The sequence below is a fragment of the Methylobacterium marchantiae genome, assembly GCF_042679825.1.
Classification (GTDB): domain Bacteria; phylum Pseudomonadota; class Alphaproteobacteria; order Rhizobiales; family Beijerinckiaceae; genus Methylobacterium; species Methylobacterium marchantiae.
Window position 1 is genome coordinate 1 of record NZ_JBHTND010000029.1, and the last position, 14,881, is coordinate 14,881.

Below are 14,881 nucleotides of genomic sequence, written 5' to 3' on the forward strand. Positions count from 1 at the left end.
CCGCCGCGTCGATGGCGGCGCCGAGCACGTCGCAGCGCAGGACCATGCCGGCCCCGCCGCCGGCCGGCGAATCGTCGACGGCCCGGTGCCGCCCGATCCCGTGCTCGCGGATCTGCCGGGCTTCGAGCGCCCAGGTCCCGCGCGCCAGCGCATCGCCGGACAACGAGATCCCGAGCGGCCCGGGGAACATCTCTGGGTAGAGGGTGAGGATCGTGGCGTCCCACGGCTTCGTGGTCATGGGCTCGTCGTCTTGGCTTGGTCGTCTTGGCTGCGCTGGTTCATCGCGCTTGATGGCGGCTGTGGCCCGCAAGGGTCAACAGCCAAGGGTCGACAGGCAAGGGTCGACAGCCAAGGCGCAGCAACCATGGGTCGGCATCTTCGGCCGCGCGTCCCGCAGGGCGTCGGTGACGGAGGCGGCACTTCCGCCGGCCTTCGCGGGTTGTCGGCAGATGAAGCGCTTCTCCATCGTCGTCACCTCGCTCGCCCTGGCTCTCGCTGCGCATGCCGCGGAGCCGCTGGCGCCTCCCGGCACCCCGGCCTCCGCCTTCCCGAAGCCGGACAGGCCGGTGGCGGAGATCATCGCCCCGCTCTGGGCGTCGGAGGCCGAGCGGGACAAAGTCGACGAAGTCGGGCAGGTGGCGCGGCTGATGGCGATCGCGCCCGGGGAGACGGTCGCCGATATCGGCGCCGGCAGCGGCTATTACACGATGCGCCTCGCCGAGCGGGTCGGAGCGACGGGCCGCATCTTCGCGGAGGACGTGACGCCGGCCTATCTCGCCGACCTGTCGGCGCGGGTCGGCAAGGCCGGGCTCGGCACCGTCACGATCGTGCGCGGAGAGCCGCACGATCCGCGATTGCCGCCGGCCTCCGTCGACGCGGCCGTGCTGGTCCACATGTATCACGAGATCAGCCAGCCCTACGGCCTGCTCCACAACCTCGCCGCCGCGATGAAGCCCGGTGGCCGGGTCGGGATCGTCGATGCCGATACCCTGCCGTCGCGTCACGGCACGCCGCCGGCCCTGCTCCGATGCGAACTGGCGGCGGCGGGCTATCGCGAGACGGGCTTCTCGGTGCTGAAGGGCGGGGTCGGTTATCTCGCGATCTTCGAAGCCCCCTCCGTCGCCGATCGGCCCGATCCGGCGGGCATCGTTCCCTGCAAAGACTTGGCGACCCGATCCCGCGGCAAGTGACGCATCGGCCGGCAAGTGACCCATCGCCCGGCAAGTGATGCATTCCGCGATTCACCTTTCGGTAGCGGCGGGGTCCTACGGTGGCGCCGCGATACGAAACGGGCAGGAGTCGCGCGCGTGGTCCTCACCTATTGGCTCGATCAGCCTGTCTGGCTGATGTTCGCGATGCTGGGTGCGATCTTCGCCGCCTGCATGAGCGTGCTCTGCCTCCTGTCGGCACTGCCCGTCTCGCGTCCCGGCATGTTCAAGCTCGGGCTCGGCATCGTCGCTCCCTATTTCAACGCCATCTCGGTGATGCTGGCGCTGCTCACCGGTTTCGTCGCCAACGACGCCTGGGAACGCCAGCGGCAGGCCTCGAAGATCGTCCAGTCGGAGAAGACGAACCTCCTGGCCGCGCACGACCTCAGCCTCGCCACCGCCTCGGACATGTCGGAGATCCGGAAGAGGCTGCTCGCCTACACGAACGCGCTGATCGACGACGAATGGCCGAAGATGGCGATGGAGGAATCCTCCACGGCGGCGAGCGAGGCCCTGGGCCGGTTGATGCAGGCGGTGGCCGATCCGCGTCACACCAACGAGGCGGGGGCGGCGGCCCATTCGGCCCTTCTCGATGCGGTGATGAACCTGCGGGCGGCGCGGGGGGACAGGCTGGGCCTCAGCGAAGCCCATGGCGACCAGTCGAAATGGCTGACGCTGATGGTCCTGGCGATCCTCACCCTGATCTCCATCGCCCTGATCCACGTGGACAAGCCGGTACCTCAGGCGGTGACGATGATCCTGTTCTCGATCGCCACGGTGACGACGCTCGGCGTCATCGCCATGCACGAGCGCCCGTTCGATGGGCCGATGCCGATGAGCGCCGCGCCGCTGGAGACCGCCCGCTCCGTGATGATAGGGCCGGCGCAGTAGGCGTCAGGCCGGCTCATCCGGCGGCTTCGGGCCGGCGGGCGCGAACAGATCGTCCGGCGGATCGATGACGATCCGCCCGTTCGCCACGTCGAGGGTCGGGACGAAGGCCTTGGTGAAGGGGAGGAGGGCGGTGGGGCCGCCGAGGGCCGGCTTGATCTCCAGGAGATCGCCGCCGCCGTAATTCGGCACGTCGGTGACGGTGCCGATGATGGTGCCGGACGTGTCGACGGCATCGAGGCCGACGAGATCGGCGGTGAAGAACTCGTCCTCGTCCTCCACCTCGCCGAGGCGCTCGCGCGGCAGGTAGATCGCCAGACGGTTCAGGGCCTCGGCCCCGTTGCGGTCCGAGACGCCCTTCACCCGCACCACGAGGAGGTCGGGCGAGGTGCCGCCGGCCTGCCGCACGTCGGTCAGTTCGATGCGCTGGCCGCCGGCGCCGATCAGCGGCCCGTAGGAGGCGATCGCCTGCGGATCGCCGGTATAGGATTTCAGGCGGATCTCGCCGTTGAGCCCGTGCGCACGGCCGAACTCGCCCATCTGGACGAGGCTCGGATCGGTGGACGGGAGCGGGACTTCCGGCATCGGCCTGGGCCGGTGCGCGGAGGTCGCCGAGCCCGTGCCGATGCGGCTCGGGCGGTCGCGACGGCCGCCATCGCCGGTGGGATTGCTGCCTCCGGGACGGCGCGCCATCGCGAAGTCGCCTTACGCTGCGGCGTCTTCGGCCGGGGCGGCGGCCTTCTCGGCGCGCTTGGCGGCACGCTCCTTGGCCTTCTCGCCCGGCTCGGCCTTCTGCGGGTTGTTGCGCGCGGGGCGCTTGGCGAGGCCGGCGGCGTCGAGGAAGCGCAGGACGCGGTCGGTGGGCTGGGCGCCCTTGGCGAGCCAGGCCGAGATCTTCTCCGACTCGAGCACGATGCGGGCCGGATCGTCCTTGGCCTTCATCGGGTCGTACACGCCGACCTTCTCGATGAAGCGGCCGTCGCGGGGGGCGCGGGCATCGGCGACGACGATGCGGTAATACGGGCGCTTCTTGGCGCCGCCACGGGTGAGACGGATCTTGAGGGACATGGTGTGCTCCTAGGGTGTGATGCTTCTCATAAGAAAGAACTGTCTTGCTCTTTCTTTCGTCTTTTCTTCAAAGGTCTTTACACCTCTGATTTTACTCCAAAGATCAGATAGCGAGAAATTTCTTCTCTTGCCCAGAACTTCGATTGTAACTCTGTTCCATTCACGCTTCAGCACAACACGAGACATATCGATAAGAATATCAATTATTTCATTTATATCAGTAGTAACAGCATTTTTACCAGTAGACGCATATATAGATATGCGTCCTCTTATCTCCGATATTAGCGCAATAATGTACCTATGCTCGATTTCGTGATCGTAAAGCTTCAACCTAATATATGCCTCTAATGTTCTAATCCTACCAAATATTTGATCTAATTCTCTATGATATTCAGCCCTCGCTTGATGAGAAAATGCTATATTCGCAGCTTCCTCAATGCAGCCAACAAAATCTGCAATATTCGACCTAAGATCATCAATCCATAACTGTCGAAATTCTGCAATTGCTTTCTTATTATCTGATTTCGTCGATCTTACTGCAATGTATAAAGAAACTAATGCAATCGCCGCTGTTGCAACTCCGACTGCAAAATTTCCAAAATCGATCTGCGCAGGGATACCGAACAACTTCAGACTTTCTGTAGGGCTATCGTCCATCACTTCTTCTTCCCGAACGGGAAACCGCCGAGGCCCGGCAGACCGCCCGGCCCCTTCGGTCCTCCGAGCCCGGGCAGGCTCGGCATCTTTCCGCCGCCGAAGCCCGGCGGCATGGGCGGCAGCTTGCCGCCCATCTGCTTCTGCATGGCCTCGATCTGCTCCGGCGTCGGCTCGGGCATGCCGGGGGGAAGGCCGGGCATGCCGCCTCCACCGCCGCCGAGACCGAACATCGAGCCCAGCGCCTGGCCGATGCCGCGCTTGCCCGAGCCCATCGCCTTCATCATGTCGGCCATGGTCCGGTGCATCTTGAGGAGCTTGTTGAGCTCCTCCACCTTCGTCCCCGAACCCGCGGCGATGCGCTTCTTGCGGGAATTCTTGAGGATGTCGGGATTCTTGCGTTCCTGCGCGGTCATCGATGAGATGATGGCGCGCTGGCGCTTGAACATGTTCTCGTCGAGATTGGCGCCCTCGACCTGCTTCTTCATGGCGCCCATGCCGGGCAGCATGCCCATCAGGCCGCCGATGCCGCCCATCTTCTCCATCTGGGCGAGCTGCATCGACAGGTCGTCGAGGTCGAACTTGCCCTTGCGCATCTTCTCCGCGGTGCGGAGCGCCTGCTCGTGGTCGATGGTCTCGGCCGCCTTCTCCACGAGGGAGACGATGTCGCCCATGCCGAGGATGCGGTTGGCGACGCGGGAGGGGTGGAACTCCTCCAGCGCGTCGACCTTCTCGCCGGTGCCGACGAGCTTGATCGGCTTGCCGGTGACGGCGCGCATGGAGAGCGCCGCACCGCCGCGCGAATCGCCGTCCATGCGGGTGAGCACGATGCCGGTGACGCCGAGGCGCTCGTCGAAGGCGCGGGCGGTGACAACCGCGTCCTGGCCGGTGAGCGCGTCGGCGACCAGCAGCACCTCGTGGGGCTTCGTCGCCGCCTTGACCTCGGCGGCCTCGGCCATCAGGGCCTCGTCGAGGGTGATGCGGCCGGCGGTGTCGAGCATCACCACGTCGAAGCCGCCGAGACGCGCCGCATCCATGGCGCGGCGGGCGATCTGCACCGCGGACTGGCCCTCCACGATGGGCAGGCTGTCGACGCCGACCTGCTTGGCCAGGATCGCCAGCTGCTCCATGGCGGCCGGGCGGCGGGTGTCGAGGGAGGCCAGCAGCACCTTGCGCTTGTCGCGGTTGGTCAGGCGCCGGGCGATCTTGGCGGTGGTGGTGGTCTTGCCCGAGCCCTGCAGGCCGACCATCAGGATGGCGACGGGGGCGGGGGCGTTGAGATCGATCAGGCCGGCTTCAGAGCCGAGCATCGCCACGAGTTCGTCGTTGACGATCTTCACGACCATCTGGCCGGGCGTCACCGACTTGACGACGACGGCGCCCACCGCCTTCTCGCGGACCTTCTCGGTGAACCCGCGCACCACTTCGAGGGCGACGTCGGCCTCGAGCAGCGCGCGGCGCACCTCGCGGAGCGCCGCGGTGACGTCGGCCTCGGTGAGGGCGCCGCGGCGGGTCAGTCCGGAGAGAATACCGGAGAGGCGGTCGGACAGGCCTTCGAACATCGCGTGAGTCTCCCGACGCCTACTGGAACAGGCCGGCGGACGAGACGCGGCGCGCCTGGAGCGCGGCCTCGAAGGCGTTGACCGCCGCCGCGAACTTGTCCCGGCAACCGGGATTGCAGAACCCGACCACGGAACCGTTGTAGAGCGTCAGGGAATCGGCCGCGATCGGCTTGCCCGACCAGGGGCAGACCTCGTTGACCGCATCCTCGATGCGAAGGGTATCATGCGCTTGCGACAGGGCGGGACTCACGCGTCAGGATCGGCGGGGCGACGGCCTGTCTCCAACGCGAAGCTCGCCCGAGGGCGCATCGCGCTGTCGGGCGTTGACCTCCGGCCTCACAGGGCCGGTCGGCGTTCGTATTGACGACATGTCGTCTGATATGAGGTTGGCGGACTAGTCGGTGAGCCCGCGCGAGTCAAGATAGGGCAAATCGGTGCGCAGGACTTCGCATTCAGCTCGAGAGTGCATCGGCCACCGGGCGTTTCATGCCCGTCCTGTTCCTCGCGCCGTCATTCCGGAGCGCCGGAGGCGAGTCCGGAATCCAGACATACAGGTCCCGCAAGCTCGAAGAACTCCTGAGATTATGGATTCCGGGCTCTGCTGCGCAGCCCCGGAAAGACGGACGCCAATCGATCACCGTAGAGAACCGACTCAGGAACTCGTCTTCAGGGCCTTGAATGGCCCTGAGATGTCGACACGATCACCGATCCTCGAATTTCGGCTTCCGCAGTTCCGCCTGGAGTTTCAGCACCTCGTCCAGGGTCATCGACCGGCTGCTCCAGTTCGTCTCCATGATGTTGATCGCGGTGAAGCTGTAATGGGCCTTGCCGCCATAGGCGTCGAACGCCGTCCCGTCCGGGTCGGGCCCCACCGGCTTGACGTAATCGACCCGGTAGGACGGGTTGCCGCCCTTGCCGGTGACGGCGATGCGGACCGAGGCATTGCCGTGCCGCTTCTGGCAGAAGCGCATGTTGGTCAGCATCCGGCTCAGATAGGCATCCGCCTCCTCCAGGTTCGGGACGACGTCCGCGAGGATCGCGTCCGGGGCGAGGTGCGTCTTCTTGATCATGTCGGTCCGCTGGTTGGGTGCCGCACCATAGGCACACCCTTCGGGCGAGGCGAGACCTGCCGGGCAGCGAGACCTGCCCGCCGGCGAGACCTGCCCGCCGACGAAGGGTCAGCCCTCGACGAGTTCCCGCACCGGCACGGTCGCGGCCGGCGCTGCGGCCACATCCGCCAGGATTTCGTAGGAGCGCACGCGCGCGGCGTGATCGTGGATGGCGCTGGCGATCATGAGCTCGTCCGCCCCGGTCTCGGCGATCAGGGCGGCGAGACCGCGACGCACCGTCTCCGGCGAGCCGACGATGGCGCGGGCGAGCATGCCCGAGGCCTGACGCTTCTCGGACGGCGACCAATAGGTCTCGATATCATCGATGGGCGGCGGCAGCAGGCCGCGCGTGCCGCGGAACATGTTGGTGAATTGCTGCTGCGCCGAGGTGAACAGCCGGCGTGCCTCGCCGTCGGTCTCGGCCGCGACGACGTTGACGCCGACCATCGCATGCGGCCGCTGCGACTGCTCGGAGGGTGTGAAGCGCTCGCGATAGACGGCCAGGGCCTGGAGCAGGGCATCCGGCGCGAAATGCGAGGCGAAGGCGTAGGGCAGGCCGAGCATGGCGGCGAGCTGCGCGCCGAACAGGCTCGATCCGAGAATCCAGAGCGGCACCTTCGTGCCGGTCCCCGGCACGGCCTGGATCGCCTGGCCCGGCGTCGCGTCGCCGAGCAGGGCCTGGAGTTCGAGGACGTCCTGCGGGAACTGGTCCGAGGTCTCCGGCGAGCGGCGCAGGGCGCGCAAGGTGCGCTGGTCGGTGCCGGGGGCCCGGCCGAGGCCGAGATCGATCCGGCCCGGATACAGGGTCTCCAGCGTGCCGAACTGCTCGGCGATGACCATGGGCGAATGATTCGGCAGCATGATCCCGCCGGCCCCGACGCGGATGCGGCGCGTGCCCGCAGCCACGTGGCCGATGACCACGGACGTCGCCGCGCTGGCGATGCCGACCATGTTGTGGTGCTCGGCGAGCCAGTAGCGCTCGTAGCCGAGGCGTTCGGCGGCTCTCGCGAGATCGAGCGTGTTGCGCAGCGCATCCGCCGGCGTCGAGCCCTGCGGCACGAAGGCGAGGTCGAGAACGGAGAGAGGGATCATGACTCGCTTGTCCGTATGCGTGTGCGACCGGCTTGCGCCGGCCCGAAACGTCCCCCCGCCTCGAGACATCGCGACGCCACCGCCGCTGCGCAAGCGGCGCCCGGAGCCGGCGTGGCATGCGCGCCGGTCGGCTCGGGCGATGCGGGACGGGACACGACGCCGCTCCGACCTATATGGCTGACCTCCGACGACCCACTCCGAACCCGAGCAACGCCCCCGTGTCTCCCGGATACCTGCCCTTCGCCGGCGCCCTCGATCTCCCCGCCTATACCTGCGACAATTGCGGGTACTGGCAGCGCCATTTCGAGCCGCCGGCCTCGTGCCCGATGTGCCTCGACGCACGTCACGTGGTGCCGCAGAAAGGCTGGCGGTTCTGGAGCGAGCGCGAGGCGCAGGCGCGCTTCCCATGCCATTGGGAGGAGCTGGAGCCGGGAATCTGGCGCTTCTGGAACGATCCCGTCTCCGGCATCGGCCCCAGCGCCTACCTGATCCAGACGCCCGCCGGGAACATGGGGTTCGAGGCCTGCCCGGTCTTCAGCGAAGCGGCGCTGAAGCACATCGCCGCGCTCGGCGGCATGCAGGTGCTGTCCTCCTCGCATCCGCATGCCTACGGAGCGCTGGTGCAGCTGCAGGACCGGTTCGACCCGGAGCTCTGCCTGCCGGCCGCCGATTTCATCTGGAGCGCCGCGCTCCAGGTCTCCTGGCCCTACGACGATTTCCTCGAACCGCTCCCCGGCCTCGAACTCCACCGCACCGCCGGGCATTTCGACGGCCATGCGGTCCTGTTCGACCGATCGCGAAAAATCCTGTTCTGCGGCGACGCCCTGAAGTTCGAGCTCGATCCGAACGACTTCCGCCGGGCCGAGACGATCTCGGCCCACAAGGCCTTCGTGCGCGGCGTGCCGCTCACCACGAACGAGCTCCGGCGCTACCGCGACGTGTTCGCCCAGCTCGACTTCACCCAGACCTGGACGCCGTTCGAGCCGGCCGCCAATTGCGGCCGGGCGGAGGTGCTGGCGCTGATCGACGGCATGCTGGCGACCCGCCCGCATGCCGCCCCCGTCAGGCTCGACAGCCTCCGGCGATAGGTTAGGCTCGCTTGGGTCAGCCCCGCTTGGCGGTCTGGCCGAACATCACCTTCTTGGCGTCCTCGCTCATGGTCTTGCCGTGGTCGGGGTTGACCTCCGGCGCGCGGGCATAGGCTGCCTTCGTGGCCGGACGCTCGGCGATGGCCGTGAACCAGCGTTTGAGATGAGGGAAATCGTCGAGATTCTGGCCCTGCTTCTCCCACGGCACGATCCACGGATAGGAGGCCATGTCGGCGATGGAATAGGCGGGCCCGGCGACGAACTCGCGATCGGCGAGCCGGTGGTCGAGGACACCGTAGAGACGGTTCGTCTCCTTCACGTAGCGCTCGATGGCGTAGGGGATCTTCTCCGGCGCGTATTGCGAGAAATGGTGGTTCTGGCCGAGCATCGGGCCGAGGCCGCCCATCTGCCAGAACAGCCATTGCAGCACCTCGGCCCGCCCCGGCAGGTCGGCGGCGATGAAGCGGCCGGTCTTCTCGGCGAGGTAGAGCAGGATCGCGCCCGATTCGAAGAGCGTGATCGGACCGCCCCCTCCCGGCGGATCGTGGTCGACGATCGCCGGCATCCGGTTGTTGGGGGAGATGCACAGGAAATCGGGCTTGAACTGGTCGCCCTTGCCGATGTTCACCGGCTTGATCGTGTAGGGAAGCCCGGCTTCCTCCAGGAACATCGTCACCTTGTGGCCGTTCGGCGTCGGCCAGTAATGCAGGTCGATCATCGGGGTCCCTTCCAGCGAGCCGCGGAACAGGGAGCGGCCCATGACGGCGAGGTGGAGACCGGCCGCATCGCAATCAAGCGGTCGCCATTCGCTCGAATGCGATGGATTTCGCACCCGATCGATTCACGGAATGCATGCTTGCATCGTCGCTTGCCAGGGAGACGACCCGATGATCAGCGCGACTTCCATCAGCAGCGGCGGAATGGCGGTGGCCGCCCAGCGCTTCAGCAGCGCGGCGGAATCGATCGCCACCCTCGGCACCAGCCTGCCGAGCCCGACCCAGGTCGATCTGTCGAGTTCGGCGGTGCGGTTGATCGAGAGCAAGGCGGAGTTCGGCATCAACGCCGCCGTGCTGAAATCGTCCCTCGACACCGACAGGCGCGTCCTCGACATCCTAGTGTAGCGCCACGGGCCGAGACCGACGACGGGGCACTCTCCTCGACGGGAGGATCCGACCGATGACGATCACGGTTACGCTGAATTCGCTCGGGATCCTGAAGGCGATCGCCGTCGTCACGAACGCCCGCGCCGACGCCTCGCCGAGGGCGGAGGCCGAGCCGAGATGGGTATCCGTCAATGTGGGCGCTTCGACCGTCCAGAATTCATCGGGGCGACCGGCAGGTCAGGATCGCATCGTCGACGTGATGGTCTAGTGACGGATCGACGTTCCGAGAAATTTAACCGGCCGCGTCGAGAGTCGGCGTCAGGTTGGATCGGGATACATCACGTGACTACCAATCGGCGCAGCGCTTCACGGAAGGATGCATTTCGCGTCGGCGCGCTTTCTTTCGGCGATCGGCAGGCGGACATCGATTGTCTCGTCTGGGATCACTCCGAAACCGGCGCACAGATCGAGGTCGAGACCCCGGACGCGGTCCCCGACCAGTTCGTTCTCGTCATGACGGCCTATGCCAAACCGCGGTCCTGCACGGTGGTGTGGCGGAGGGAGCGCAAGCTCGGCGTGGCGTTCACCCTGTGAGGGCGGCCCGCCGAGGCCGCCTCGGACACGCTGGATCGGAGACGAAAAAGTCAGGCCATCCTCGATCATCACGCCGCATATCGGTTCGATGCGCTTGCTGTTTCCCGTCGGAGACCGTACTTCGGCACCAGCGCGCGAGCGTGTCGGGGTGTAGCGCAGCCTGGTAGCGCATCTGGTTTGGGACCAGAGGGTCGTAGGTTCGAATCCTATCGCCCCGACCAATCGCGTGTTCGTCGGCCGTTCCCCATTGCAGGAGCTATCGAATCCACGATGCCGAGCGCCCGGATCTACCAGCCCGCCAAGGATGCCTCGCAATCCGGCATGGCCCGCACCAAGGCCTGGCTCCTGGAATTCGACCAGAGCTCTCCGCGCGACACCGACCCCCTGATGGGATGGACCGGATCGTCGGACATGCTGCAGCAGGTCCGCCTGTCGTTCGAGACGCAGGAGGAGGCGGTGGCCTACGCGACCCGCAACGGCATCACCTACCGGGTCGAGCAGCCGCAGAAGCCGGTCATCCGCAAGGGCCTGTCCTATTCGGACAATTTCAAGTTCAACCGCACGGCACCCTGGACGCATTGAGCTCCGGGCACACGCGCGATCAGATCTGGATCAGGATCGTGACCGCGCCGAAGACCAGCACCGACGCCACGGCGACGGCGAGCAGGATCAGTGCGGCACGGGATTCGCGTAGGTCGTCGTCTATCATGTGCCTCAGTGTATAGCGCGGGTCTCGAAAATGGGAACGCGATGTCGGGAGGATGCGCCATCGGAAACCTCTGGCAAGCGAATCATCGCTGTTGTTGAAATGAGCGTCCCGCCACGGATGATGCAGACGTCGGCAGAGATTTCATCGAGTTATGTGACGATGTCGGGCCACCGGCGTCGGGGAGTTGCGACGCGTGAGACTCCGCTGACGGGTCGATCGCTCCCATACACGTCGTCCCGCTCTCGACGCCCATCGCCCCGTTCGTATGGATCGGGAATCGATTTTCGAGCGGCCGAGGTCGGGCGTGGTCTGGCGTGCCCGGTCATATCGAGCTACGCCGCCCCCCGGCGGGCACCGGACATCAGCGGATCAAGACGCGTCGTGGAATGCATTCGATGACTCTTCCTGCGGAAGTACTGTCTCCTTTACCGGACGCGCAATCGTCGGCCCCGTCTTCCGGCGGCAGTAAGATCTTACAAAGGGTCGAGGCACTTGCCGCGAAGGGCAGGTGGCGCAAGGTGATCCTGACGATAAGAAACGACGCGGACGCGGCGGATAACCAGCAACTCCTCGGCCATCGACTGCATGCGGCAGCGGAACTCGGCAACAAGGTCGAGATCAGGTTCTGCCAAACGGCGATCGCCGAACTCGGCAACATCGGTGATCGGATCAAGCTTGCAGCGATGCTGCTCAATTTGCACAGCCCCATCCAAGCCGCTGCAATCCTGGCGAAACTTCCTTCCGACTATGGAACGCCGCGGACGAGGCAGATCGCGAAACGGATTCGCCGCGCCACGAAGGATCGCAGGGCTCGCAAGCAGGCCCGCCGGTTCGTCGCTCCCGCCCCTCATGCACCACAGAACGAACCCGTCGTTCATCGATTCCCCGGGATTCTCGACGACGTTCGCGTACCGCCCTCGCGATTGGAGATCGTGCGCCTCGATGGCGTTGCGCCGGAGATCGAAGAGCGGCTACGGGCGATATCGGCTCAATTCGCCGAAAATCTCACGCGGGCAGACAAATTTCCCTTCGTCAGCGAATACAGAGATGTCTTCATCAATGAAATGGGACAGATCTGGACTGAAGACGGCAGTGCTTCTCATTCTTCCGGCCGCCCTATCCCCGCGCTGAGGGATCCGACATCCGTCCCGATCTACGACGAAGCCATCAGCTGCACCGGGCCGCACAAGGGCTATTTCGAGTGGCTCGTCAAGCGCCTGAGCGGGCTGAGCTGGCGGCTGGCGCCGGATACGCCGGATTGTCCGATCCTCCTGCGCAAGGAACACAGGGGGCTGGCGTCGGACGCGCTCGGTGCACTCGGCATCTCCGAAGACAAGATGATCGCAGTCGAAGGTCCCGTCTTCTGCCGGCGGCTGTACGTAGCGACTTCGTCGATCGCCAATCTGGCTCGGACGGACGCCTATGCACGCGTCTATGCCGAACTGATCGCCATCGCCGATCGTCGGAACGATCACGAGACACCACGCCGGTTCTATATTTCCCGCCGGGACTCGGCGCGCCGCTCGATGACGAACGAAATCGTATTCGAAGAAGCATTGGCACATCGCGGTATCGTGCCGATCTTGCTGAGCAAGCTCACATTGCTTGACAAGATCAACCTGTTCCGCAATGCGGAATTGGTTGTCGGAGGGCACGGTGCGGGCCTGTCGCATTTGCTGTTCGCAAAGCCCGGCCTCCGCGTCGTCGAGATTCTTCCCGCATCGCCCGCCACGGTCAAGATGCTGGGGGTTCAGAGCTGTTTCACGCGCTTATCGACCGTTTTCGGGCACAATCATACGCTGGTGCTACAGCCAATGAATGCAGCGACATCCGAATGGTCGCCGGATATCGCGGCGATCGATCGCATCCTAGCCGCCGGCTGACGTCGCGGTGCGCCACACGGTTTCGGGGGAGTAAGTATGAAGGCGGTCATCTTGGCGGGCGGGCTCGGCACCCGTCTCAGTGAGGAAACCTCGACGAAGCCCAAGCCGATGGTCGAGATCGGCGGGCGTCCGATGCTGTGGCACGTCATGAAGATCTACGCCGCCCATGGCGTGAACGACTTCGTGATCTGCTGCGGTTACAAGGGCTACATCATCAAGGAATATTTCGCCAACTACCAGAACCACAACTCGGACATGACGGTGGATCTGGAAAAGGGCGAGATCATCTATCACCGCCGCTGGGCCGAGCCCTGGCGTGTCACGATGGTCGATACGGGCGAGGAATCGATGACGGGCGGGCGTCTGCTCCGTGCCGCCGATCACGTCCGCGACGAGGAGAACTTCTTCTTCACCTACGGCGACGGGTTGGGTGACGTGGACATCACCGCCTCCCTGGCCTTCCATCGCGAGCACGGTCGCCAGGCCACGCTCACCGCCGCCTATCCGCCCGGCCGTTTCGGTGCGCTCGGCATCCACGACAAGGTCGTCACCAACTTCGAGGAGAAGCCGAAGGGTGACGGATCCATGATCAACGGCGGCTTCTTCGTGCTGTCGCCGAAGGTGATCGACCGCGTGGCGGACGACACGACGGTGTGGGAGCAGGAGCCGCTGCGGGGCCTCGCCAAGGATGGGGAGCTCATGGCGTTCGAGCATCGCGGCTTCTGGCAGCCGATGGACACCCTCCGCGACAAGCACATGCTGGAAGGCCTGTGGGCCTCGGGCAAAGCCCCCTGGAAAGTCTGGTGATGAGCAGCCGTGGAGCGGATTGGTGGCGCGGCAAGCGCGTCTTCGTCACCGGTCATACCGGGTTCAAGGGTGCGTGGCTGTCCCTGTGGCTGACGCGCTGGGGCGCTGACGTCACCGGATTGTCGCTCGCCCCCCCGACCCAGCCCAGCCTGTTCGAGGAGGCCGATATCGCCTCGCGGATGACGTCGCATATCGGCGACATCCGGGACGCCGAACTGGTGAAGCGCCTGATCTCCGAGGCCCGGCCCGAGATCGTGCTGCACCTCGCGGCCCAGCCCCTCGTCCGGCTCTCCTACCGCGAACCCGCTGAGACCTACGCCACCAACGTCATGGGCACGATCCACGTGCTGGAGGCGATCCGCGCGACGCCGTCGGTGAAGGCGGTCGTCGCCGTGACCAGCGACAAGTGCTACGAGAACCGCGAATGGCCCTGGGGCTACCGCGAGAACGACCCGATGGGCGGGCACGACCCCTACAGCAGCAGCAAGGGGGCGTGCGAGATCGTCATCGCGTCCTGGCGCAAGTCGTTCTTCTCCGCTCCGGATTCGGCACGGGTCGCCTCGGTGCGGGCCGGCAACGTCATCGGCGGCGGCGACTGGGCGGAGGATCGGCTGGTTCCCGACATCCTGCGCGCCTTCGAGGCGGACCGGCCCGTGGTGATCCGCAATCCGGGGGCGACCCGGCCGTGGCAGCACGTGCTGGAGCCGATCGGCGCCTATCTGCAGATCGCCGAGAACCTCTACGAGGACGGAGAGGCCTGGGCCGAGGGCTGGAACTTCGCCTGCGATTCGGACGACATCCGCCCGGTCGGCTACATCGTCGACAAGATGGTGTCGCTCTATGGCGGCACCGCGCGGTGGGAGCTCGACGCGGAAGGCCACGTCCATGAAGCGCATTCGCTCTCGCTGGATTGCTCGAAGGCGCGCCAGCGTCTCGGCTGGCGGCCCACATGGCGGCTGGACCGGACCCTGGAACGGATCGTCGACTGGTCGCAGCGCCGGCTCGCCGGCGAGCCGGTGGGCGCCTTGAGCGAGGCGGAGATCGACCTGTTCCTCGCCGACATGGCTGCGCGTCCGTGATGCGGCGCGGCCTGTGCCGGTCGCGCTGAGGGATGGT

Annotated in this window: 18 protein-coding genes, 1 tRNA gene and 1 pseudogene; 11 read left to right on the forward strand and 9 right to left on the reverse strand. The window is 65.9% G+C overall.

Annotation, left to right across the window (positions count from 1 at the left end; genetic code table 11):
• A pseudogene (locus ACFQ4G_RS17705) lies at positions 1 to 238 on the reverse strand (tRNA (guanosine(37)-N1)-methyltransferase TrmD); the annotation flags it as partial.
• Between the two features lie 211 nt (positions 239 to 449).
• Between ACFQ4G_RS17705 and ACFQ4G_RS17710 the strand changes: the two are divergent.
• The gene (locus tag ACFQ4G_RS17710) at positions 450 to 1,190 is read left to right on the forward strand and encodes a class I SAM-dependent methyltransferase (protein WP_238202895.1); all 741 of its coding nucleotides are present in this window, start codon (positions 450 to 452) and stop codon (positions 1,188 to 1,190) included.
• Positions 1,191 to 1,307: 117 nt separating this feature from the next.
• Positions 1,308 to 2,099, forward strand: a complete 792-nt coding sequence (locus tag ACFQ4G_RS17715) for a bestrophin-like domain (protein ID WP_238202893.1) — start codon at positions 1,308 to 1,310, stop codon at positions 2,097 to 2,099.
• 3 nt (positions 2,100 to 2,102) lie between these two features.
• Here the strand turns inward: ACFQ4G_RS17715 and rimM are convergent, their stop codons facing one another.
• The 7 genes from rimM to ACFQ4G_RS17750 form a co-directional block, all read right to left on the reverse strand.
• A complete protein-coding gene (gene rimM, locus ACFQ4G_RS17720; protein WP_379040737.1) occupies positions 2,103 to 2,789 on the reverse strand; it encodes a ribosome maturation factor RimM in 687 nt (228 codons plus the stop codon).
• Positions 2,790 to 2,801: 12 nt separating this feature from the next.
• Positions 2,802 to 3,164: a 30S ribosomal protein S16 gene (gene rpsP / locus ACFQ4G_RS17725; RefSeq protein WP_238202891.1), complete on the reverse strand. Its 363-nt coding sequence runs from the start codon at positions 3,162 to 3,164 to the stop codon at positions 2,802 to 2,804.
• A 9-nt stretch (positions 3,165 to 3,173) separates the two neighbouring features.
• Positions 3,174 to 3,821: a hypothetical protein gene (locus ACFQ4G_RS17730; RefSeq protein ID WP_238202883.1), complete on the reverse strand. Its 648-nt coding sequence runs from the start codon at positions 3,819 to 3,821 to the stop codon at positions 3,174 to 3,176.
• Entirely contained in the window at positions 3,821 to 5,380 is a 1,560-nt protein-coding gene (gene ffh, locus ACFQ4G_RS17735) for a signal recognition particle protein (RefSeq protein WP_238202881.1), read from the reverse strand. Before ffh ends, ACFQ4G_RS17730 begins: the two co-directional genes overlap by 1 nt.
• A gap of 19 nt (positions 5,381 to 5,399) precedes the next feature.
• The gene (locus ACFQ4G_RS17740; protein WP_238202873.1) at positions 5,400 to 5,630 is read right to left on the reverse strand and encodes a glutathione S-transferase; all 231 of its coding nucleotides are present in this window, start codon (positions 5,628 to 5,630) and stop codon (positions 5,400 to 5,402) included.
• Positions 5,631 to 6,081: 451 nt separating this feature from the next.
• Complete coding sequence (locus ACFQ4G_RS17745; RefSeq protein ID WP_238202870.1) at positions 6,082 to 6,450, reverse strand: hypothetical protein; 369 nt, start codon at positions 6,448 to 6,450, stop codon at positions 6,082 to 6,084.
• A 108-nt stretch (positions 6,451 to 6,558) separates the two neighbouring features.
• Positions 6,559 to 7,581 carry an LLM class flavin-dependent oxidoreductase gene (locus ACFQ4G_RS17750; RefSeq protein WP_238202868.1) on the reverse strand — a complete coding sequence of 341 codons (1,023 nt, stop codon included), beginning with the start codon at positions 7,579 to 7,581 and terminating at the stop codon, positions 6,559 to 6,561.
• 173 nt (positions 7,582 to 7,754) lie between these two features.
• Here ACFQ4G_RS17750 and ACFQ4G_RS17755 point away from each other — a divergent pair, with 173 nt between their 5' ends.
• Positions 7,755 to 8,669 carry an MBL fold metallo-hydrolase gene (locus ACFQ4G_RS17755; protein WP_238202866.1) on the forward strand — a complete coding sequence of 305 codons (915 nt, stop codon included), beginning with the start codon at positions 7,755 to 7,757 and terminating at the stop codon, positions 8,667 to 8,669.
• 16 nt (positions 8,670 to 8,685) lie between these two features.
• Here the strand turns inward: ACFQ4G_RS17755 and ACFQ4G_RS17760 are convergent, their stop codons facing one another.
• A complete protein-coding gene (locus tag ACFQ4G_RS17760) occupies positions 8,686 to 9,387 on the reverse strand; it encodes a glutathione binding-like protein (protein WP_238202925.1) in 702 nt (233 codons plus the stop codon).
• Between the two features lie 169 nt (positions 9,388 to 9,556).
• Here ACFQ4G_RS17760 and ACFQ4G_RS17765 point away from each other — a divergent pair, with 169 nt between their 5' ends.
• The 8 genes from ACFQ4G_RS17765 to rfbG all read left to right on the forward strand — a co-directional run bounded on the left by ACFQ4G_RS17765 (position 9,557) and on the right by rfbG (position 14,844).
• Positions 9,557 to 9,790, forward strand: coding sequence for a hypothetical protein (locus tag ACFQ4G_RS17765; RefSeq protein ID WP_238202857.1), 234 nt, complete (start codon positions 9,557 to 9,559; stop codon positions 9,788 to 9,790).
• Between the two features lie 55 nt (positions 9,791 to 9,845).
• Entirely contained in the window at positions 9,846 to 10,040 is a 195-nt protein-coding gene (locus tag ACFQ4G_RS17770) for a hypothetical protein (protein WP_238202854.1), read from the forward strand.
• 74 nt (positions 10,041 to 10,114) lie between these two features.
• Positions 10,115 to 10,366, forward strand: coding sequence for a PilZ domain-containing protein (locus ACFQ4G_RS17775; protein ID WP_238202852.1), 252 nt, complete (start codon positions 10,115 to 10,117; stop codon positions 10,364 to 10,366).
• Positions 10,367 to 10,510: 144 nt separating this feature from the next.
• Positions 10,511 to 10,587 (forward strand) — tRNA-Pro (locus ACFQ4G_RS17780).
• A gap of 49 nt (positions 10,588 to 10,636) precedes the next feature.
• Positions 10,637 to 10,948: an ETC complex I subunit gene (locus tag ACFQ4G_RS17785; protein WP_238202850.1), complete on the forward strand. Its 312-nt coding sequence runs from the start codon at positions 10,637 to 10,639 to the stop codon at positions 10,946 to 10,948.
• Positions 10,949 to 11,470: 522 nt separating this feature from the next.
• A complete protein-coding gene (locus ACFQ4G_RS17790; protein WP_238202848.1) occupies positions 11,471 to 12,958 on the forward strand; it encodes a glycosyltransferase family 61 protein in 1,488 nt (495 codons plus the stop codon).
• A gap of 36 nt (positions 12,959 to 12,994) precedes the next feature.
• Positions 12,995 to 13,765 (forward strand): glucose-1-phosphate cytidylyltransferase, encoded by a 771-nt coding sequence (rfbF, locus tag ACFQ4G_RS17795; RefSeq protein ID WP_238202846.1) that lies wholly within the window; start codon positions 12,995 to 12,997, stop codon positions 13,763 to 13,765.
• Positions 13,765 to 14,844 (forward strand): CDP-glucose 4,6-dehydratase, encoded by a 1,080-nt coding sequence (rfbG, locus tag ACFQ4G_RS17800; RefSeq protein ID WP_238202844.1) that lies wholly within the window; start codon positions 13,765 to 13,767, stop codon positions 14,842 to 14,844. The genes rfbF and rfbG overlap by 1 nt, the downstream gene beginning before the upstream one ends.
• The last annotated feature ends 37 nt before the right edge of the window (positions 14,845 to 14,881 follow it).